Genomic DNA, 16,780 nt, shown 5'->3' on the forward strand with positions numbered 1-16,780 from the left:
CCCCGGAAAGGGATCCCGCGCGGTTCCGCGTGGTGCGTATCTGCGTGGTGCTTGCCCGCGTGCTGCGTATCCGGGCCCGGGGTCAGCCGAGCTCGTGCATCCAGCCGTGGGGGTCCTCGGCGACGCCGGTCTGGATGTCCAGCAGCGACTTCCGCAGCTCCATCGTGACCTTGCCGGGCTCGCCGTTCGCCTGCGTCCATTCGCCTGCGGCGGACTTGACCGTGCCGACGGGGGTGATGACGGCGGCGGTGCCGCAGGCGAAGACCTCGGTGAGCGTGCCGTTCTCGGTGTCACGCTTCCACTGGTCGGTGGTGATCCGGCCCTCCTCGGCCTCGTAGCCGAGGTCGCGGGCGAGCTTGAGCAGCGAGTCGCGGGTGATACCGGCGAGAAGCGAGCCGGTGAGCTCGGGCGTGACGATCCTGTCCCCGTACACGAAGTACAGGTTCATGCCGCCCATTTCCTCCACGGTCTTGTGCTCCAGGGCGTCGAGCCAGACGACCTGGTCGCAGCCCTTGGCAGCCGCCTCGGCCTGCGCCAGGAGGGAGGCGGCGTAGTTGCCGCCGGTCTTGGCGAAGCCGATGCCGCCGGGAACGGCGCGGACGTAGTTCTCGGAGAGCCAGACCGAGACGGGCTTGACGCCACCGGGGAAGTACGGGCCGGCCGGGGACGCGATGACGATGAAGAGGTACTCGTTGGCCGGCCTCACACCGAGACCGACCTCGTTGGCGAACATGAACGGGCGCAGATAGAGCGAGGCCTCGCCGCCGTGCGCCGGGACCCATGCCTTGTCCTGCTGGACCAGGGCGTCACACGCCGCGATGAACGTCTCGACCGGAAGCTCGGGCATGGCGAGGCGGCGGGCGGAGATCTGGAAGCGCTTGGCGTTGGCGTCAGGCCGGAACGTGGCGACCGAGCCGTCGGGCCGACGGTAGGCCTTCAGCCCCTCGAAGATCTCCTGCGCGTAGTGCAGCGTCATGTTGGCCGGGTCGATGGACAGCGGCGCGTACGGAGTGAGCTCCGCGTCGTGCCAGCCCCGCCCCTCCGTCCACTTGATCGTCACCATGTGGTCGGTGAAGTGGCGGCCGAATCCGGGGTTGGCCAGGATCGCCTCGCGCTCCGCATCGGACAGCGGGGTCGAGGAGGGCTTGAGCTCGATCGTGGGCGTCGTCATGTCTGCGTGTCCTTCACCGTGTGTTTGTGACGGACCGCGCTCACATCTGAACGTCTGCACGCCCTGAGTACACCTGTACTAGGACGTCCGAGCTTTCCCGCATGATGCGGCCCCACATCCAATTATCGCAGTGCGTGGGAGCCGGAGCAGAACAGTGTGAATTGCGGCCCATGGCTGATGGTGGCACCCGGGGGCCGCATAGGAGAAGCCGCCGGGCGCGGATGCGACCCGGCGGCTTCGAGGTTTCGAGCCTGGGGGTCCCCCCAGGCCTTTGGGCTCTGGGGGAGGGTCAGCCCGCTACTCGTACGGCGAGCGCGTCGCCGATCACGTCGGTCGTGCGGGCGGTGCCGTCCCGCTCCGCCAGATCGGCGGCGACGGCGTCCTCGATGCGGACGGCCTCGGTCTCGTAGCCGAGGTGGCGCAGGAGGAGGGCGACGGACAGGATCGTGGCCGTCGGGTCGGCCTTGCCCTGGCCCGCGATGTCGGGCGCGGAGCCGTGGACGGGCTCGAACATGGACGGGAACTCGCCCGTCGGGTTGATGTTGCCGGAGGCGGCCAGGCCGATGCCGCCGGTCACGGCAGCGGCGAGGTCGGTGAGGATGTCGCCGAAGAGGTTGTCGGTGACGATGACGTCGAAGCGCTCCGGCTGGGTGACGAAGAAGATCGTCGCGGCGTCGACGTGCAGATAGTCGGTGGTGACCTCGGGGTACTCCTGGCCGACCTTGTCGAAGATGTTCTTCCACATGTGGCCCGCGTAGACGAGGACGTTGTTCTTGTGAACCAGCGTCAGCTTCTTGCGGGGGCGGGAGTTGGCTCGCTCGTAGGCGTCACGGACGACCCGCTCCACGCCGTACGCCGTGTTGACGCTGACCTCGGTAGCGACCTCGGCGGGCGTACCGGTGCGCAGGGAACCGCCGTTGCCCGTGTACGGACCCTCGGTGCCTTCGCGGACGACGACGAAGTCGATGTCGGGGCGGCCGGCAAGGGGGGTCGCGGTGTTGGGGAACAGCTTCGACGGACGCAGGTTCACATAGTGGTCGAAGGCGAACCGAAGCTTCAGCAGCAGCCCGCGCTCCAGGACCCCGGACGGCACCGACGGGTCACCGATCGCGCCGAGCAGGATCGCGTCGTGGTTCTTGAGGGAGTCGAGCTCCGCGTCCGGGAGGGTCTCTCCGGTGCGGTGCCAGCGCTGGGCGCCGAGGTCGTACTCCTTGGTCTCCAGCTTCACATCCTGCGGAAGCACGGCGGAGAGGACCTTGAGGCCCTGGGCCACGACCTCCTGGCCGATGCCGTCACCAGGGATTACTGCGAGATTGATGCTGCGAGACATATTCGCACCGTACTCCCCGTCCCAGCGAATGACACTGATTGTCCACCATGCGGACGCGCTTCGCGCCGGAGAGTCACCGGGGTTCGCACGCAGTTTCGTTGAACTTCGTTCATCCGGAGTCTGGCCCTCGGTCGTAAGTTACTGGCAAGTTACCCCGCATGACCGATGACACCCCACGGGTCGGGATCCCCGATCAGCTCGCGCGTGGCATGAGCATGCCCGAGCAGCACGAGTATCTGCGCGCCCGGCATGCACGCCCGAAGATCTCCCGGCGCGGAGCGCTGACCGGAGGGCTCGCGGGCGGTCTCGCCGCGGCCGGCGGCGGCCTGCTGGCCGGGCGGGCGACCGCAGCCCAGGCCTCCCCGACGCTGGTGACGACGCCTGCCACGGCCACGGTCGACGGCTCACTCGTCGCCCCGTTCGGCCGCCATCTCGCATTCGGGGCCGACCCGAAGACACAGATGCGGATCTCCTGGCAGGTGCCGTTCGCGGTACAGCGGCCGTATCTGCGGGTCGGGCTGGAACCGTGGGAGCTCAGCCGGAAGATCGAGGCGGAGGTGCGTCCGCTGCACACGCCCTCGCTGTCGCGGAAGCTGCCCGCCGTCGACCAGTACTACCTGCACGTGGGGCTCGACGGGCTCAAGCCCGGGACGACGTACTACTACGGGGTCGGCCACGACGGCTTCGACCCGGCGGACGCCTCCCGGATGTCGACGATCGGGTCGTTCCGTACGGCGCCGGCCACGCCCGAGAAATTCGTCTTCACGGCCTTCGGTGACCAGGGCGTGAGTTACGACGCCCTCGCCAACGACCAGTTGATCCTCGGTCAGAACCCTTCGTTCCATCTGCACGCGGGCGACATCTGCTACGCCGACAGCAGCGGGCACGGCAAGGAGTCGGACACGTACGACGCTCGGGTGTGGGACCAGTTCCTCGCCCAGACGGAAAGCGTCGCCTCACGGGTGCCGTGGATGGTGACCACCGGAAACCACGACATGGAGGCGTGGTACTCGCCGAACGGCTACGGCGGCCAGTCCGCGCGCTGGTCGCTCCCCGAGAACGGGCCCGACGCCTCGAACGCCCCCGGAATCTACTCGTTCACGTACGGCAACGTGGGCGTCGTGGCGCTGGACGCGAACGACGTCTCGTACGAGATTCCCGCCAACAAGGGCTACACGGGCGGCGCACAGACGGCCTGGCTGGACAAGCGGCTCGGCGAGCTGCGGGCGCGGCCGGAAATCGACTTCGTGGTCGTCTTCTTCCACCACTGCATGTACTCGACGTCGACGCACGCCTCGGACGGCGGTCCGCGCGACGCATGGCTGCCGCTCTTCACCAAGCACCAGGTGGACCTGGTGATCAACGGACACAACCACGTCTACGAGCGCACGGACGCCATCAAGGGCGGCGAGGTCGGCAGGCCCGTACCCATCGGGGCGACGACCGACCCGACGCGGGACGGCATCGTGTACGTCACGGCGGGCGGCGCGGGTGCGGATCTGTACGGCTTCGGGCTCGGGGTGGAGGACAGCTACGAGGGCAACGTCCATGACCACGACCACATCGTGACGTTCCACTGGACGAAGCTGCGGCTGCCCGACCCGGACACGGTCGAATGGTCGCGTGTCCGGTACACCGGCTTCTCCTTCCTCGCGGTGGAGGCGGAGACGGGTGCGGGCGCGAAGCTGAAGGTCTCCGCGCTCGCCGAGAGCGGCGAGCGCATCGACTACTTCGAGATCAAGCGTTCTGCCTAGGGCCGGTCGGACAGGCCCTAGTGGCTGTGGCCGGTCTCGCCGCCGTTGTCCCTGCGGTCGAGGGCTCGCTGCAGGGCGGCGGCGGCGTTCTTCCGGTCGGACTCGCTCGTGCGGGGCGTGTGCCGGACGCGGCGGGGGAGGGTCGTCTCGGGCATGGTGATCGACTCCTTGAGATCTGGTGCCAGGCGGCGAGGCCGCATGACGTATCTACGAGGGGCCGGAAGGGGCGGGGAGCGGGCCGCAGGGGTTGCCTGCTTGGGGCACCGGCTCACAATCGCCATTCGCTGGATCGAGCGAGACGTTCGGCTACTACAAAGTTAAGGGAGCAGGGCCGCGCTGTCTCCACAATTAGTCGGACTTCCTACTATCTGAGACGCGATCTTGGAGCGGCGCTGGTGGGAGCGCTCTGAGCTCGCGGATCAGCGCGCGTACGGCGAGGGTTCCGGCCTGCTCGGGAGTGGTGACGTAGCCGACGGAGCGCGTCGGACGGTCCGGTCCGAGATCGGAGATCTCGACGGTGTCCGGTACTCCGATCAGGGACAGCTGCGGCATGACCGCCATGCCGAAGCCCCTGCTCACCATCGAGAGCACCGCTCCGTCGTCCTCGGTACGGACCGTGGCGGGCGGCAGCCATTCCTGGCGCTTCCACCAGTCGCGCGTGTACGAGGTGCAGTTCTCCGTCCAGTCGACGAGCGGCAGTGAACGCGGCGACGCATGCCCGGCCGGGTGCACCAGGAAGTACCCCTCCTCGACCAGCACTCCTCCGATCAGTTCCGGCGGCACCGGCGAACTCGTCCCGATCGTCGCGATGGCCAGATCCGCCCGCCCGTCCAGGACCTCGCCCGCGGTGCCGCGCCCCACTTCCCGGACGATGCGCACTTCCGGCACGATCTCCGGATGCCGCTCGGCGAGCTTCTTCAGGGCCTGCGGCAGCAGATTGAGCGCGGCGCTGCGGAAGGCCGCGATGCGCAGCGGCCCGCGTACCGTGCCGGTCGCCGCCCCGCGTGCCTCCGTGCCCAGCACGGCGAGCAGCCGCAGGATGCGCCGGGCGTGGGCGACGGCCCGCGCTCCGGCGGCGGTGGGAGTCGCGCCCTTGCGGCCCCGCTCGAAGAGGACGGCCCCGACCTTGCTCTCGCTGACGCGCACCGAATGCGAGACGGCGGACTGGGTCATGCCGAGGGAGGCGGCCGCGGCCGAGAAGCCACCCTCGCGCTCCACGGCGACGATGACGCGTAGTTCGCCGACTTCAAGGTCCGCCATCGGGGCTCCTACCTGGTTGTATGAGGGCCGCTCATGGATACGGCCATTCCATCGACCGAACCCTCTGCCCGGCCTTCGCATTCCTCCGTACGGTCCTGCGCATGACGACTCGTACCTCCCTCACCGTCCAGCAGACTGCGCGTCCCCACGGCTTTCCTTCATCGGATCAGTTCGCCTTCGTCGAGGGCCCCGTTCCGGCTCCCGCGCCCGGCACCGCCCTGGTCGAGAACCTGCTCTGGTCCGTGGACCCCTATCACCGCGGCGCGATGGACAGCGACGAGCTGTGGACGCTCGGCTCCCCCATGGAGGGCCGCACCATCGGCCGCGTCATCGGCTCCCGCGACCCCCGCTTCAAGGACGGCGACCTGGTCTTCCACCGGCACGGCTGGCGCACGCACGCGCTGGTGACGCCCGGCGAGTACGGGACGCGGAAGATCCGTACGTACGCGGGCGTCCCGCTCACCGCCCATCTCAGCATCCTCGGCGGCACCGGCCTGACCGCCTACGCCGCCCTCACGCGGACGCTGCGGCTCCAGGCGGGCGAGGACCTCTTCGTCTCGTCCGCCGCGGGCGGCGTGGGCACGGCGGCCGGCCGCATCGCCCGGCTGCTCGGCGCGGACCGGATCGTCGGCAGCGCGGGATCCCCGGCCAAGGTTGCGTATCTGACCGAACACGTCGGCTACGACGCGGCCTTCGACTACCACGACGGGGCGGTTGAGCAGCTGCTGGCGAAGGCGGCGCCCGACGGCATCGACGCCTACGTCGACAACGTGGGCGGTGACCATCTGGCGGCCGCGATCGCGGCGCTGCGCGATTTCGGGCGGATCGCCTGGGTCGGCGCGGTGGCCCAGTACAACAGCGCCGAGCCCCCGGCCGCGCCGCGCAACCTGTTCGAGATCAACCACAAGAGTCTGCGGCTGGAAGGAGTTCTGGTCCGCAACCACACCGATCTGCAGGAGGAGTTCGAGGACTTCCTCGTACCGCACCTGCAGAGCGGGCGGGTCGGGCAGGACGTGACGGTGGTGGACGGCTTCGAGCGGATCGTGGAGGCGTTCCTCGGAATGCTGCGCGGCGAGAACGTGGGAAAGATGCTGGTGGCCCGGGCGGACGTGCAGACGGCACTTTGAACGACCTGACGGTGCCGGTCGGAGCCCGTCGCCTTCGCGCCGGCGGAGAGCAGCACCCGCACCGGACCGCCCGCGCCTCGCCGGCAACGCACGCACACCGGATCGCTTCACTCGTCGACGACTTCCTGAGCCGGAAACGCAGCGGCCAGGACACAGCGCAACCCCGGGCCTGAAGGGCCGGGGGCACCGCTGACGTCCAACGTGTGTCTAGGCCGTGGCCTCGTCGAGCTTCCTGGCGACCCGGCCCACCCAGTCGGTGAACTCCTCCCGGTGGTGCGCCTCGCCCCCGCACAACGCCGCGACCTGCGGATCCGTGATCCTGTTCGGTCCGGACACGGCCAGCAGACGGCCCATCTCCTTCATCACGGTGGCCAGCCGCTGCGCGTCGAGGTGGTCGATCACGTCGACCCCGTGGCCCGCACCGAGAGTCGTGGAACCAGGCATGTCATCCCTCCTCGCCGGTCTCCCTCACCCAGCCCCCTCCCAGCAGCGTAAGCCCGCCGAACGTGAGCCGCCCCCGGCCGGTCTTGGGGGGACCGGCGGGGGGCGGTGTTCACGGGACGGGCCGTGTGGCCCGGGGAGGGCGTCAGCCCATGTGCGGGTAGCCGTACTCGGTCGGCGGAACCAGCGTCTCCTTGATCGCGCGGGTCAGCGTCCAGCGCATCAGGTTCTGCGGGGCGCCCGCCTTGTCGTTCGTGCCGGACGCGCGGCCGCCGCCGAAGGGCTGCTGGCCGACGACGGCGCCGGTCGACTTGTCGTTGATGTAGAAGTTGCCCGCGGCGTAGCGGAGCTTGTCCATCGTGTACGCGGTCGCCGCGCGGTCACCGGAGATGACCGAGCCGGTCAGCGCGTACGCGGACACCGACTCCATCTGCTCCAGCACGGCCTCGTACTGGTCGTCCTCGTACACGTGCACCGCGAGGATCGGGCCGAAGTACTCGGTCGTGAAGACCTCGTTCTCCGGGTCGGTGCACTCGACGACGGTCGGGCGGACGAAGTAGCCGACCGAGTCGTCGTACGTACCGCCGGCGACGATCGTGCAGGTCGCGTCTTCCTTCGCGCGGTCGATCGCGGCCTTGTTCTTGGCGAAGGCGCGCTCGTCGATGACGGCGCCGATGAAGTTCGTCAGGTCGGTGACGTCACCCATCGTGATGCCGTCGACCTCGGCCGCGAACTCCTCCTTGAAGCCCGAGTTCCAGATGGAGGCCGGGATGTACGCACGCGAGGACGCGGAGCACTTCTGGCCCTGGAACTCGAACGAACCGCGGGTCAGCGCGGTCTTGAGGATCGCGCGGTCGGCGCTCGGGTGGGCGACGACGAAGTCCTTGCCGCCCGTCTCGCCGACGATGCGCGGGTAGGAGCGGTACTTCTCGATGTTGTTGCCGACCGTCTTCCACAGGTGCTGGAAGGTCCTGGTCGAACCGGTGAAGTGGATACCGGCCAGGTCGGGGTGGTTCAGCGCCACCTCGGAGACGGCGATGCCGTCGCCCGTGACCAGGTTGATGACGCCCTTGGGCAGGCCCGCCTCCTCCAGGAGCTGCATCAGCAGGACGGCGGAGTGGGTCTGCGTCGGGGACGGCTTCCAGACCACCACGTTGCCCATGAGGGCGGGGGCGGTGGGCAGGTTGCCCGCGATGGCCGTGAAGTTGAACGGCGTGATCGCGTAGACGAAGCCCTCGAGCGGGCGGTGGTCGAGGCGGTTCCACACACCCGGGGAGTTGGCCGGCGGCTGCTCGGCCAGGATCTGGCGGGCGTAGGAGACGTTGAAGCGCCAGAAGTCGACGAGCTCGCACGGGGTGTCGATCTCGGCCTGCTGCGCGGTCTTCGACTGGCCCAGCATGGTGGAGGCGGCCAGCGTCTCGCGCCAGGGACCGGCCAGCAGCTCGGCGGCGCGCAGGATGATCGCGGCGCGGTCGTCGAACGACATCGCGCGCCACGCCGGGGCGGCGGCGAGGGCAGCGTCGATCGCGTCCTGCGCGTCCTGCTGCGTGGCGCCGGCGAAGGTGCCGATGACGGCCCGGTGGTTGTGCGGCTGTACGACGTCCACGCGCTCGCCGCCGCCCATCCGCTTCACACCGTTGATGGTCATCGGGAGGTCGATGGGGTTCTCGGCCAGCTCCTTGAGCTTGGCCTCGAGGCGGGCACGCTCGGCCGAGCCGGGGGCGTAGCCGTGCACCGGCTCATTGACCGGGGCGGGGACCTGGGTCACAGCATCCATGAGTTACCTCTTCCGAGTGAATCCCTTGCTTCAGCCGACAGGAGCTGAAGTGGTGACGTACGTTGAGCCGTGGTCAGGGCTTGACCGTCACGAGCTCGCTGCGGTGAGTAAGTGAGAAGCCCCAATGGGGCGGAGTCACGAGTTCCTTGACTCCTTTCGGGAGATCGGAACTGGGGCCGACTCAGTCGGCCGAAGGGCGGTGGTTGTCACCACCCAGCATGGGTCTGGGTGGTGACAACCACCGCTCGCCAACCAAGTCAGTTCTTGGTGATCATCGACCGGACGCTGTGCTTGCCCGGGGGACGACCCCCGGACCCCCGGCAGAAGCACCGGGGCAGCCGTAGCGCGTCAGCCACGAGTCACCATGCTCCTCAGGAAGAAGAGCAGGTTGGCCGGCTTCTCGGCGAGGCGGCGCATGAAGTAGCCGTACCAGTCGGTTCCGTACGCGGTGTACACGCGCATCCGGTGGCCCTCGGCCGCCAGCCGCACGTGCTCGTCGCTGCGGATGCCGTACAGCATCTGGAACTCGTACTCATCCAGTTTGCGCCCTGCGCGACGGGCGAGCTCCTGGCTGACGGAGATGAGACGCGGGTCGTGGGACCCGATCATCGGGTAACCCTCGCCCTCCATCAGGATCTTCAGGATGCGGACGTACGCCTTGTCGATCTCGGCCTTGTCCTGGATCGCGACCTCGGCGGGCTCCTTGTAGGCGCCCTTCACGATGCGTACGCGGCTGCCGTTCGCGGCCAGGCGGCGGGCGTCGTCCTCGGTGCGGAACAGATACGCCTGGATCACACATCCGGTCTGCGGGAAGTCCTTCCGCAGCTCCTCGTGGATGGCGAACATCGAGTCGAGGGTGGTGTGGTCCTCCGCGTCCAGAGTCACCGTGGTGCCGATCGCTGCGGCGGCCTCGACGACCGGGCGGACATTGGCGAGCGCCAGCTCGTGACCGCCCGCCCGTCGCCCACCACCACCCTCAACCGAGAGCCCTGCGGGCTCGCCCGCCTCGATCTCCAGCGACTGGCCGAACATCGACAGCTTGACCGACATCTCGGCCTTCGTGCCCAGGCCGAGGTCCTTCAGGTGCTCGATCAGCTCCAGATAGGCGTCGCGGGCCGCGGCGGCCTGCTCGCGCGTGGTGATGTCCTCGCCCACCACGTCCAGGGTGACCTCGAGCCCCTTGCCGATGGTGTCCTCGACGATCGGGATGACCTGGTCGACCGTCTCACCGGCGATGAACCGGGCGACGACCTGCTTCGTCCCCGGAGCGGCCGACACGAAACGGCGCATCTTGTCGCTGCGGGACGCGGCGAGGATCACGGGACCCAGCACGGGGCACCTCCACGGAACACGGGTTGAAGGGGGCCGTAACCGAACGATCCGGGAACAGCACGGAGAACCACCGTGAAACCTAAATATCGCTCCGATGCTCGGCCATCGACAGCTGTCACGCATCCGCGACCACCTCTTCAGACATATGTCTGAAGAGGTGCCCGACCAGTGCGAGAATGTCCGCGTGAAGGGCGATTACCAGGAACTGGTGGACGAGATCTCCGGGCTGCTGGGCGCCCCGGCGACGCTGGAGAACCGGGACTTCGGACTGATCGCCTTCGGCGCGCACGACAGCGAGGACGACAGCGCCATGGACCCGGTCCGTACACGCTCGATCCTGACCAGGAAGTCCACGCCCGCGGTACGCACCTGGTTCGAGGGTTTCGGCATCGCCCGGGCGACCGGCCCGGTGCGGATCCCGGCGGCCCCGGAGGCCGGAGTCTTCCGCGACCGCATCTGCCTTCCGGTCCGCCATCGCGGGGTCGTCCTCGGATACGTATGGCTGCTCGACGCCGACCCGGGTCCCACGCACGCCCAGCTGACCGCGGCCATGGAGGTGGCCGGGCGGATCGGCGGCCTGCTCGCGGACGAGGAGCGCGCGGGCACGGATCTGTCACGGGAGTTCCGCGCGGTGCTCACGGCCGAGCGGGGCTGGCAGTACGACATGGCTCTCGCGGCCCTGCGGACGGCCCTGGGCCCGGCGGCGGACGGGCTGCACGCGGCGGTGTGCGTGGCCCCCTGGCCGTCCGGTGACGCTCCCTCCGCGCGCACGGTCCCCGGGGCGTCGGCGCTGTGCACGCTCCCGTGGACGGGTAACGCGCCGGGCGGGCGTGGCACGGGGAAGGCGGCCGGTACCGGCGCCTCGGACACCGCTCCCCGCGAGGACGCCCCGGACACCGGAGCGCACGCGCTCGCCGTGCTCGTACGGCTCCGGTCGGCCGACGCCCTCGGCCCCGCGCATTCCGCGGCGACACGGCTCGGCGGCGCCGCGGCCGGTGTCGCACTCCCCCGCCGCGGCATCGGCGAGCTCGACGTCTCCTGGCGGGAGGCCACGGCCGCCGCGCGCGCCGCCCTGGCCGAGCCCCGGCTCGGCACGGTGGCCGACTGGTCCTCGATCGGCCCGTACCGGCTGCTGACGTCGCTCGCTCCGGCGCCCTCCCCCGACCCCGCGGCCGCTCCCCTGCTCGCCCCCGCACATGCCGAACTGGCCCGTACCGCGGAGGTGTTCCTGGACTGTGCGGGCCAGGCGGGGCGCGCGGCGTCGGCCCTGGGCATCCACCGTCAGACGCTCTACTACCGGCTGTCCCGCGTCGAGCAGCTGACCGGACTCGACCTGGACGAGGGTGAGGACCGCCTGCTGCTGCACATAGCGCTCAAGGCAGCCCGGCTGTGACCCACCAAGCGGCCACCTCATGGGGCCGTGACCTGCAGAAACGCTCCTTCCGGCAGGTCTCGCACCCCTTCGGGTGAATGACGCATGGCACCGATCGGCGCAGGGCAGCTTGACCGTGCCTTCCCGTCGATCACGAACGGGACCTTCCACCACATCCCGGGAGTCCTCATGCTCCGCAGGCTCGCCATGTCCGCCGCCGTGCTCACCGCCCTCGCCCCCGCCCTCCTGCCCACCCCGGCGGCCGGCGCCGCGCAGTCGGGGTCCGCCACCGGGCGGGGCCCCGGACAGGTGTGCTTCTGGACCGGCACCGGGCAGCACGGAGACGGATGGTGCTACGGCCCACCGGGCTACGCCGACGTCCCCGAGTTCCTCCACGACCGGGCCGCCTCGTTCCGCTCGGACGTGAACCGCGATCTGTACGCGATCGACTGGGGCCGTGACGCCTGTTACCACCGGCTGATCCGGGCGTACGACTTCAGCGACAACTGGTCCTGGGGCTCCCGTATCGACGGGGTCGCCGACACCCCCATGGGCTGCGAGGTCAGCTGAGCGTGCGCGCTCTCCACGCGGCGTGCGTCCTTGTCGCGGCGCTCGTCCTGTCGGGCTGTGCCGCGGCGCCCACGGGACGCGCGCTGCCCACGACCGAGCGATCCAGGGACAACCTCATCCGATCCGCCGAGCAGGCGCTGGTCACCCGGTGTCTCGCGAGCCAGGGGCTCACCACCGCGCCCGAGCCGGCCACCCCCGCCGAGAACAGACGGCTCCAGGCCGCCCTCTTCGGCAGCGGGCCCAGTGAACTGTCCCTGACCCTTCCCACCGGCTACACCGTCACCGCTCACACCGACGGCTGCCTCGCCTCGGCCCAGCGCACCCTCTACGGCGACCAGCGCCGCTGGTTCCGGGCCCAGGTGACCGTCAACAACCTGCGCGCGGAGGCCGGGGCCCGGATGCGGACGGATCCCGCCCACCGCACCGTTTTCGCGCGGTACACCCGTTGCCTGTCCGGCCGTTCGCCTCGGCAGCCGGAGCAGGCCGCCGCCAACCGGTGCGCCCGTGAGAGCGGGCTGACCGCCGTCGAGGCCCGGCTCGAACCGGCCCGGCTGGCCGAGGTGCGCGCCCTGCGGCGCGAACAGCTCACCGCATACGCGCAGTTGCGCACCCGCGCACTGCACCGCGCGGCGGAACTCGCCCCCGCGCGACCTCAGGGGAACACGACAGAGAAAGGCACCCTCACTCCATGACTCCGAAGCGCATCCTTGCCTCCGCCGCGACGGCCGTGCTCCTGCTCACCGGCGGGCTCGCCGCGGCCGCGGCCCCGGCCGGTGCCGCCGACTGTCCGAGCGGCCATTTCTGCACCTGGACGGACGTCGACTACGGCGGCCAGCGGGCCAACTGGTCGGGCGACGACCACTGGTGGGAGAGCTGGATCGCCGATGAGGACTCCTCATGGGCGAACCACGGCATCTCCGGGCCAGGCGTCAAGGACCACGTCCAGGTGTACTCAGCAGCCCAACTGGGTGGGCACATGACGATCTGTCTGGCCCCGGGCCAGGAGGTCAACTACAACGCCGCGGCCAATGACGACGGCGACTCCCACACCTGGACGATGGGCTGCTGACCATCGCCACACCCCGCGGCCCTCGCCCGCCATCACGGCCGCAGGGCCGCACCCTGTCGCCGCCTATTCCATGATCGCCTTGAGGCCGTCGGTGAGATCCTTCGCGGACGGAGCCGTCTCGGGGTCCACCATCCACTGGATCATCACGCCCGCCACCAGCGCCTGGTAGAGCAGCCCCGCCGCGCGGGCCTTCTCCGGATCGGCCTCGGGGTCGATCCCGAGGAAGGCCTCCGCAATGCCGAGCCGCCCCTCCCGTTGGGGCTCCTTGACCGCCTCCCGGAGCACCTCGTCGTCGTCGAGCCGGGTGACCACCTCCAGCTGGAGCTTCCAGACCTTGCGGCTCTCGTCGAAGGCCGCGATGACCTTCTCCCAGACGCCCTCGAAGCGTGCGTACGGATCAGCCGACGCGCCACCCCCGCTCTCGGCCCGAGCGGGTCCGACGGCCTCTCCCCACTCCTCCGTCAGCGCCAGAAAGGCCTGCTGGAGCAGAGCGTCCTTGGAGCCGTAGTGGTAGCCGATGGAGGCCAGGTTCGTACCGGAGGCGGCGACGATGTCACGGGCGGTCGTCCGGCCGTACCCCTTCTCCAGCAGGCAGCGCTTGGCGCCTTCGAGCAGATCTTCGCGGTGTCCCATGAAAGCAGCGTACCCGCCCCTTAGACGCTTGTGTAAGACGAGCGTCTAAGGGGCGGGTACGCGAGAGCGGTCCGCGATACCGGATCAGTCGATCAGGTTCACCGAACGGGCCGACGTCGCGCCGATCTCCTCGGCGATCTCGTTCAGCACGGGCTGCGGCACGGTGTCGTCGACCGTGAGCACGACCAGCGCCTCGCCGCCCTCCTCCTGGCGCGAGACCTGCATGCCCGCGATGTTCAGCCCGGCCTCGCCGAGGATCCGGCCGACGGTGCCGACGACGCCCGGACGGTCCTCGTAGCGCGCCACGACCATGTGGTCGGCGAGCGCCAGGTCGATGTCGTAGTCGCCCACGGCCACGATCTTCTGGAGGTGCTTGGGGCCGGCCAGGGTGCCGGAGACCGCGACCTCCTCGCCGTCGGAGAGCGTGCCGCGCACGGTCACCACATTGCGGTGGTCCGGGGACTCCGAGCTGGTGGTCAGACGGACCTCGACGCCGCGCTCCTGCGCGAACAGCGGCGCGTTCACGTACGACACGGTCTCGTCGACCACGTCTTCGAACACGCCCTTCAGCGCGGACAGTTCGAGCACCTTCACGTCGTGCTGGGTGATCTCGCCGTACACCTCGACATCGAGCCGGACCGCGACCTCGCCCGCCAGCGCGGTGAAGATCCGGCCGAGCTTCTCGGCGAGCGGCAGACCCGGGCGCACGTCCTCGGCGATGACACCGCCCTGGACGTTGACCGCGTCCGGCACCAGCTCGCCGGCGAGCGCGAGGCGCACCGACTTGGCGACCGAGATACCGGCCTTCTCCTGGGCCTCGTCCGTGGACGCGCCGAGGTGCGGGGTGCAGACGACCTGGTCGAACTCGAACAGCGGGGAATCCGTGCAGGGCTCCTTCGCGTACACGTCGAGACCCGCGCCCGCGACCCGGCCCTCCTTGAGGGCGCTGGCCAGCGCGCTCTCGTCGACGATGCCGCCACGCGCGGCGTTGACGATGCGGACGGTCGGCTTGACCTTGTGCAGCGCCTCGTCACCGATCAGGCCGAGCGTCTCCGGGGTCTTCGGGAGGTGGACGGTGATGAAGTCCGAGACCTCCAGCAGCTCGTCCAGCGAGAGCAGCTTGACGCCCATCTGCGCGGCTCGCGCGGGCTGGACGTAGGGGTCGTACGCGACGATCTTCATGCCGAAGGCGGACATCCGCTGGGCGACCAGCACACCGATGCGGCCGAGGCCGACGACGCCGAGGATCTTCTCGCTCAGCTCCACGCCCGTGTACTTGGAGCGCTTCCACTCGCCGTTCTTCAGGGCGGTGTTGGCCTGCGGGATGTTCCGCGCGGTGGCGACGAGCAGACCGCAGGCGAGCTCGGCCGCGGTCACGATGTTGGAGGTCGGGGCGTTGACGACCATCACGCCGGCCTTGGTGGCGGCGGAAACGTCCACGTTGTCCAGGCCGACACCGGCGCGGGCGACGACCTTCAGCTTGCGCGCTGCGGCGATCGCCTCGGCGTCGACCTTGGTGGCGGAACGTACGAGGATCGCGTCCACGTCGGTGATGGCGGGGAGAAGCTCGGCGCGATCCGCGCCGTTGCAGTGCCGGATGTCGAAGTCCGGACCGAGCGCGTCCACGGTCGCGGGCGACAGCTCTTCAGCGATGAGTACAACGGGTTTACGGGGCGCAGTGCTCACGTGAGTCCTCACTGGTCCAATGCGGACGGCCGTCCCGACGGCCGCAGGCGGAGGGGCTAGCCGCGTGGAAGACGCACGACGCTGTGGGCCTGAACGCGAATCTGTTGACCACTCTAGTGGTCTTGGAGGGCTGGTTTTCCGCCTTGGCGGAAGGATCACCCGTCCGTGGTTGGACTTGTTGTCCAACGGAGTGCGGCGGGCCCTTCCGGACCCGCCGCACCGAGGCTTACGCCTCCTCGTTGTCGACCCAGCTCATGAGCTTGCGCAGCTCCTTGCCGGTGGTCTCCAGCAGGTGGTTCTCGTCCTGCGTCTTGTACTCGTTGTACTTCTTCAGACCGCCGTGGTACTCGTCCATCCAGTTCTTGGCGAACGTGCCGTCCTGGATCTCGGCGAGGACCTTCTTCATCTCGGCCTTGGTCTGGTCCGTGATGATGCGCGGACCGGTCACGTAGTCGCCCCACTCGGCGGTCTCGGAGACCGACCAGCGCATCTTCTCCAGGCCGCCCTCGTACATGAGGTCCACGATCAGCTTCAGCTCGTGGAGGCACTCGAAGTACGCGATCTCCGGCTGGTAGCCGGCCTCGACCAGGGTCTCGAAGCCCGCCTTGACGAGCGCCGAGGCACCACCGCACAGCACGGCCTGCTCACCGAACAGGTCGGTCTCGGTCTCCTCGGTGAAGGTCGTCTTGATGACACCGGCGCGGGTGCCGCCGATGGCCTTGGCGTACGAGAGCGCCAGCGCGAAGGCACTGCCGGTCGCGTCCTGCTCGACGGCGGCGATGGCCGGAACGCCGCGGCCCTCCTCGTACTGACGGCGGACCAGGTGGCCCGGGCCCTTGGGAGCGACCAGGGCGACGTCGACACCGGCCGGCGGCTTGATGAGGCCGAAGCGGATGTTGAAACCGTGGGCGAAGAACAGCGCGTCGCCGTCCTTCAGGTTGTCCTTGATGGACTCCTCGTACACCTGGGCCTGGATCGGGTCCGGGATGAGGATCATGATGACGTCGGCCTCGGCGGCGGCCTCCGACGGCGTCACCACGCGCAGGCCCTGCTCCTCGGCCTTGGCCTTGGACTTGGACCCCTCGTGCAGACCGACGCGGACGTCCACACCAGAGTCGCGGAGCGACAGCGCGTGGGCGTGGCCCTGGCTGCCGTAGCCGATGACCGCGACCTTGCGGCCCTGGATGATGGACAGGTCGGCGTCGTCGTCGTAGAACAGCTCGGCCACTGGTTTTCTCCTTGTTGACTGGTCTTGCCG

The 16,780-nt window shown here is 69.5% G+C and carries 16 protein-coding genes; 6 read left to right on the forward strand and 10 right to left on the reverse strand.

Going from position 1 to position 16,780, the window contains the following annotated elements:
- Nucleotides 1–82: 82 nt before the first annotated feature.
- Entirely contained in the window at nucleotides 83–1,171 is a 1,089-nt protein-coding gene (locus ACZ6ZQ_RS14115; RefSeq protein ID WP_469768800.1) for a branched-chain amino acid aminotransferase, read from the reverse strand.
- A gap of 289 nt (nucleotides 1,172–1,460) precedes the next feature.
- Nucleotides 1,461–2,501, reverse strand: a complete 1,041-nt coding sequence (locus ACZ6ZQ_RS14120; RefSeq protein ID WP_469768801.1) for a 3-isopropylmalate dehydrogenase — start codon at nucleotides 2,499–2,501, stop codon at nucleotides 1,461–1,463.
- Nucleotides 2,502–2,659: 158 nt separating this feature from the next.
- Between ACZ6ZQ_RS14120 and ACZ6ZQ_RS14125 the strand changes: the two genes are divergently transcribed.
- The gene (locus tag ACZ6ZQ_RS14125; RefSeq protein WP_469768802.1) at nucleotides 2,660–4,255 is read left to right on the forward strand and encodes a purple acid phosphatase family protein; all 1,596 of its coding nucleotides are present in this window, start codon (nucleotides 2,660–2,662) and stop codon (nucleotides 4,253–4,255) included.
- Nucleotides 4,256–4,272: 17 nt separating this feature from the next.
- Here the strand turns inward: ACZ6ZQ_RS14125 and ACZ6ZQ_RS14130 are convergent, their stop codons facing one another.
- Nucleotides 4,273–4,410 (reverse strand): hypothetical protein, encoded by a 138-nt coding sequence (locus ACZ6ZQ_RS14130; protein WP_453667942.1) that lies wholly within the window; start codon nucleotides 4,408–4,410, stop codon nucleotides 4,273–4,275.
- A gap of 193 nt (nucleotides 4,411–4,603) precedes the next feature.
- Entirely contained in the window at nucleotides 4,604–5,515 is a 912-nt protein-coding gene (locus tag ACZ6ZQ_RS14135) for a LysR family transcriptional regulator (RefSeq protein ID WP_469768803.1), read from the reverse strand.
- Nucleotides 5,516–5,616: 101 nt separating this feature from the next.
- Here ACZ6ZQ_RS14135 and ACZ6ZQ_RS14140 point away from each other — a divergent pair, with 101 nt between their 5' ends.
- On the forward strand, nucleotides 5,617–6,642 hold the full coding sequence (locus ACZ6ZQ_RS14140; protein ID WP_469768804.1) for an NADP-dependent oxidoreductase: 1,026 nt from the start codon (nucleotides 5,617–5,619) through the stop codon (nucleotides 6,640–6,642).
- 207 nt (nucleotides 6,643–6,849) lie between these two features.
- Here ACZ6ZQ_RS14140 and ACZ6ZQ_RS14145 read toward each other — a convergent pair whose 3' ends face one another.
- From ACZ6ZQ_RS14145 to ACZ6ZQ_RS14155, 3 genes are all read right to left on the reverse strand, one after another.
- On the reverse strand, nucleotides 6,850–7,086 hold the full coding sequence (locus ACZ6ZQ_RS14145; protein ID WP_469768805.1) for a hypothetical protein: 237 nt from the start codon (nucleotides 7,084–7,086) through the stop codon (nucleotides 6,850–6,852).
- Between the two features lie 142 nt (nucleotides 7,087–7,228).
- Entirely contained in the window at nucleotides 7,229–8,860 is a 1,632-nt protein-coding gene (gene pruA / locus ACZ6ZQ_RS14150) for an L-glutamate gamma-semialdehyde dehydrogenase (protein ID WP_469768806.1), read from the reverse strand.
- 348 nt (nucleotides 8,861–9,208) lie between these two features.
- Nucleotides 9,209–10,192, reverse strand: coding sequence for a proline dehydrogenase family protein (locus ACZ6ZQ_RS14155; RefSeq protein WP_469768807.1), 984 nt, complete (start codon nucleotides 10,190–10,192; stop codon nucleotides 9,209–9,211).
- Nucleotides 10,193–10,376: 184 nt separating this feature from the next.
- Between ACZ6ZQ_RS14155 and ACZ6ZQ_RS14160 the strand changes: the two genes are divergently transcribed.
- The 4 genes from ACZ6ZQ_RS14160 (at nucleotide 10,377) to ACZ6ZQ_RS14175 (ending at nucleotide 13,203) form a co-directional block, all read left to right on the forward strand.
- Complete coding sequence (locus ACZ6ZQ_RS14160; RefSeq protein WP_469768808.1) at nucleotides 10,377–11,585, forward strand: PucR family transcriptional regulator; 1,209 nt, start codon at nucleotides 10,377–10,379, stop codon at nucleotides 11,583–11,585.
- A gap of 84 nt (nucleotides 11,586–11,669) precedes the next feature.
- A complete protein-coding gene (locus tag ACZ6ZQ_RS14165) occupies nucleotides 11,670–12,134 on the forward strand; it encodes a hypothetical protein (protein WP_469768809.1) in 465 nt (154 codons plus the stop codon).
- A 2-nt stretch (nucleotides 12,135–12,136) separates the two neighbouring features.
- Nucleotides 12,137–12,826: a hypothetical protein gene (locus ACZ6ZQ_RS14170; protein WP_469768810.1), complete on the forward strand. Its 690-nt coding sequence runs from the start codon at nucleotides 12,137–12,139 to the stop codon at nucleotides 12,824–12,826.
- Nucleotides 12,823–13,203, forward strand: coding sequence for a peptidase inhibitor family I36 protein (locus ACZ6ZQ_RS14175; protein WP_469768811.1), 381 nt, complete (start codon nucleotides 12,823–12,825; stop codon nucleotides 13,201–13,203). The genes ACZ6ZQ_RS14170 and ACZ6ZQ_RS14175 overlap by 4 nt, the downstream gene beginning before the upstream one ends.
- 63 nt (nucleotides 13,204–13,266) lie before the next feature.
- Here the strand turns inward: ACZ6ZQ_RS14175 and ACZ6ZQ_RS14180 are convergent, their stop codons facing one another.
- From ACZ6ZQ_RS14180 to ilvC, 3 genes are all read right to left on the reverse strand, one after another.
- On the reverse strand, nucleotides 13,267–13,836 hold the full coding sequence (locus tag ACZ6ZQ_RS14180; protein WP_469768812.1) for a TetR/AcrR family transcriptional regulator: 570 nt from the start codon (nucleotides 13,834–13,836) through the stop codon (nucleotides 13,267–13,269).
- An 84-nt stretch (nucleotides 13,837–13,920) separates the two neighbouring features.
- Nucleotides 13,921–15,522 (reverse strand): phosphoglycerate dehydrogenase, encoded by a 1,602-nt coding sequence (gene serA, locus ACZ6ZQ_RS14185; RefSeq protein ID WP_469768813.1) that lies wholly within the window; start codon nucleotides 15,520–15,522, stop codon nucleotides 13,921–13,923.
- Between the two features lie 226 nt (nucleotides 15,523–15,748).
- A complete protein-coding gene (gene ilvC, locus ACZ6ZQ_RS14190; RefSeq protein WP_453660906.1) occupies nucleotides 15,749–16,750 on the reverse strand; it encodes a ketol-acid reductoisomerase in 1,002 nt (333 codons plus the stop codon).
- Nucleotides 16,751–16,780 lie beyond the last annotated feature (30 nt).

The organism is Streptomyces sp. NPDC053673 (genome assembly GCF_055585225.1).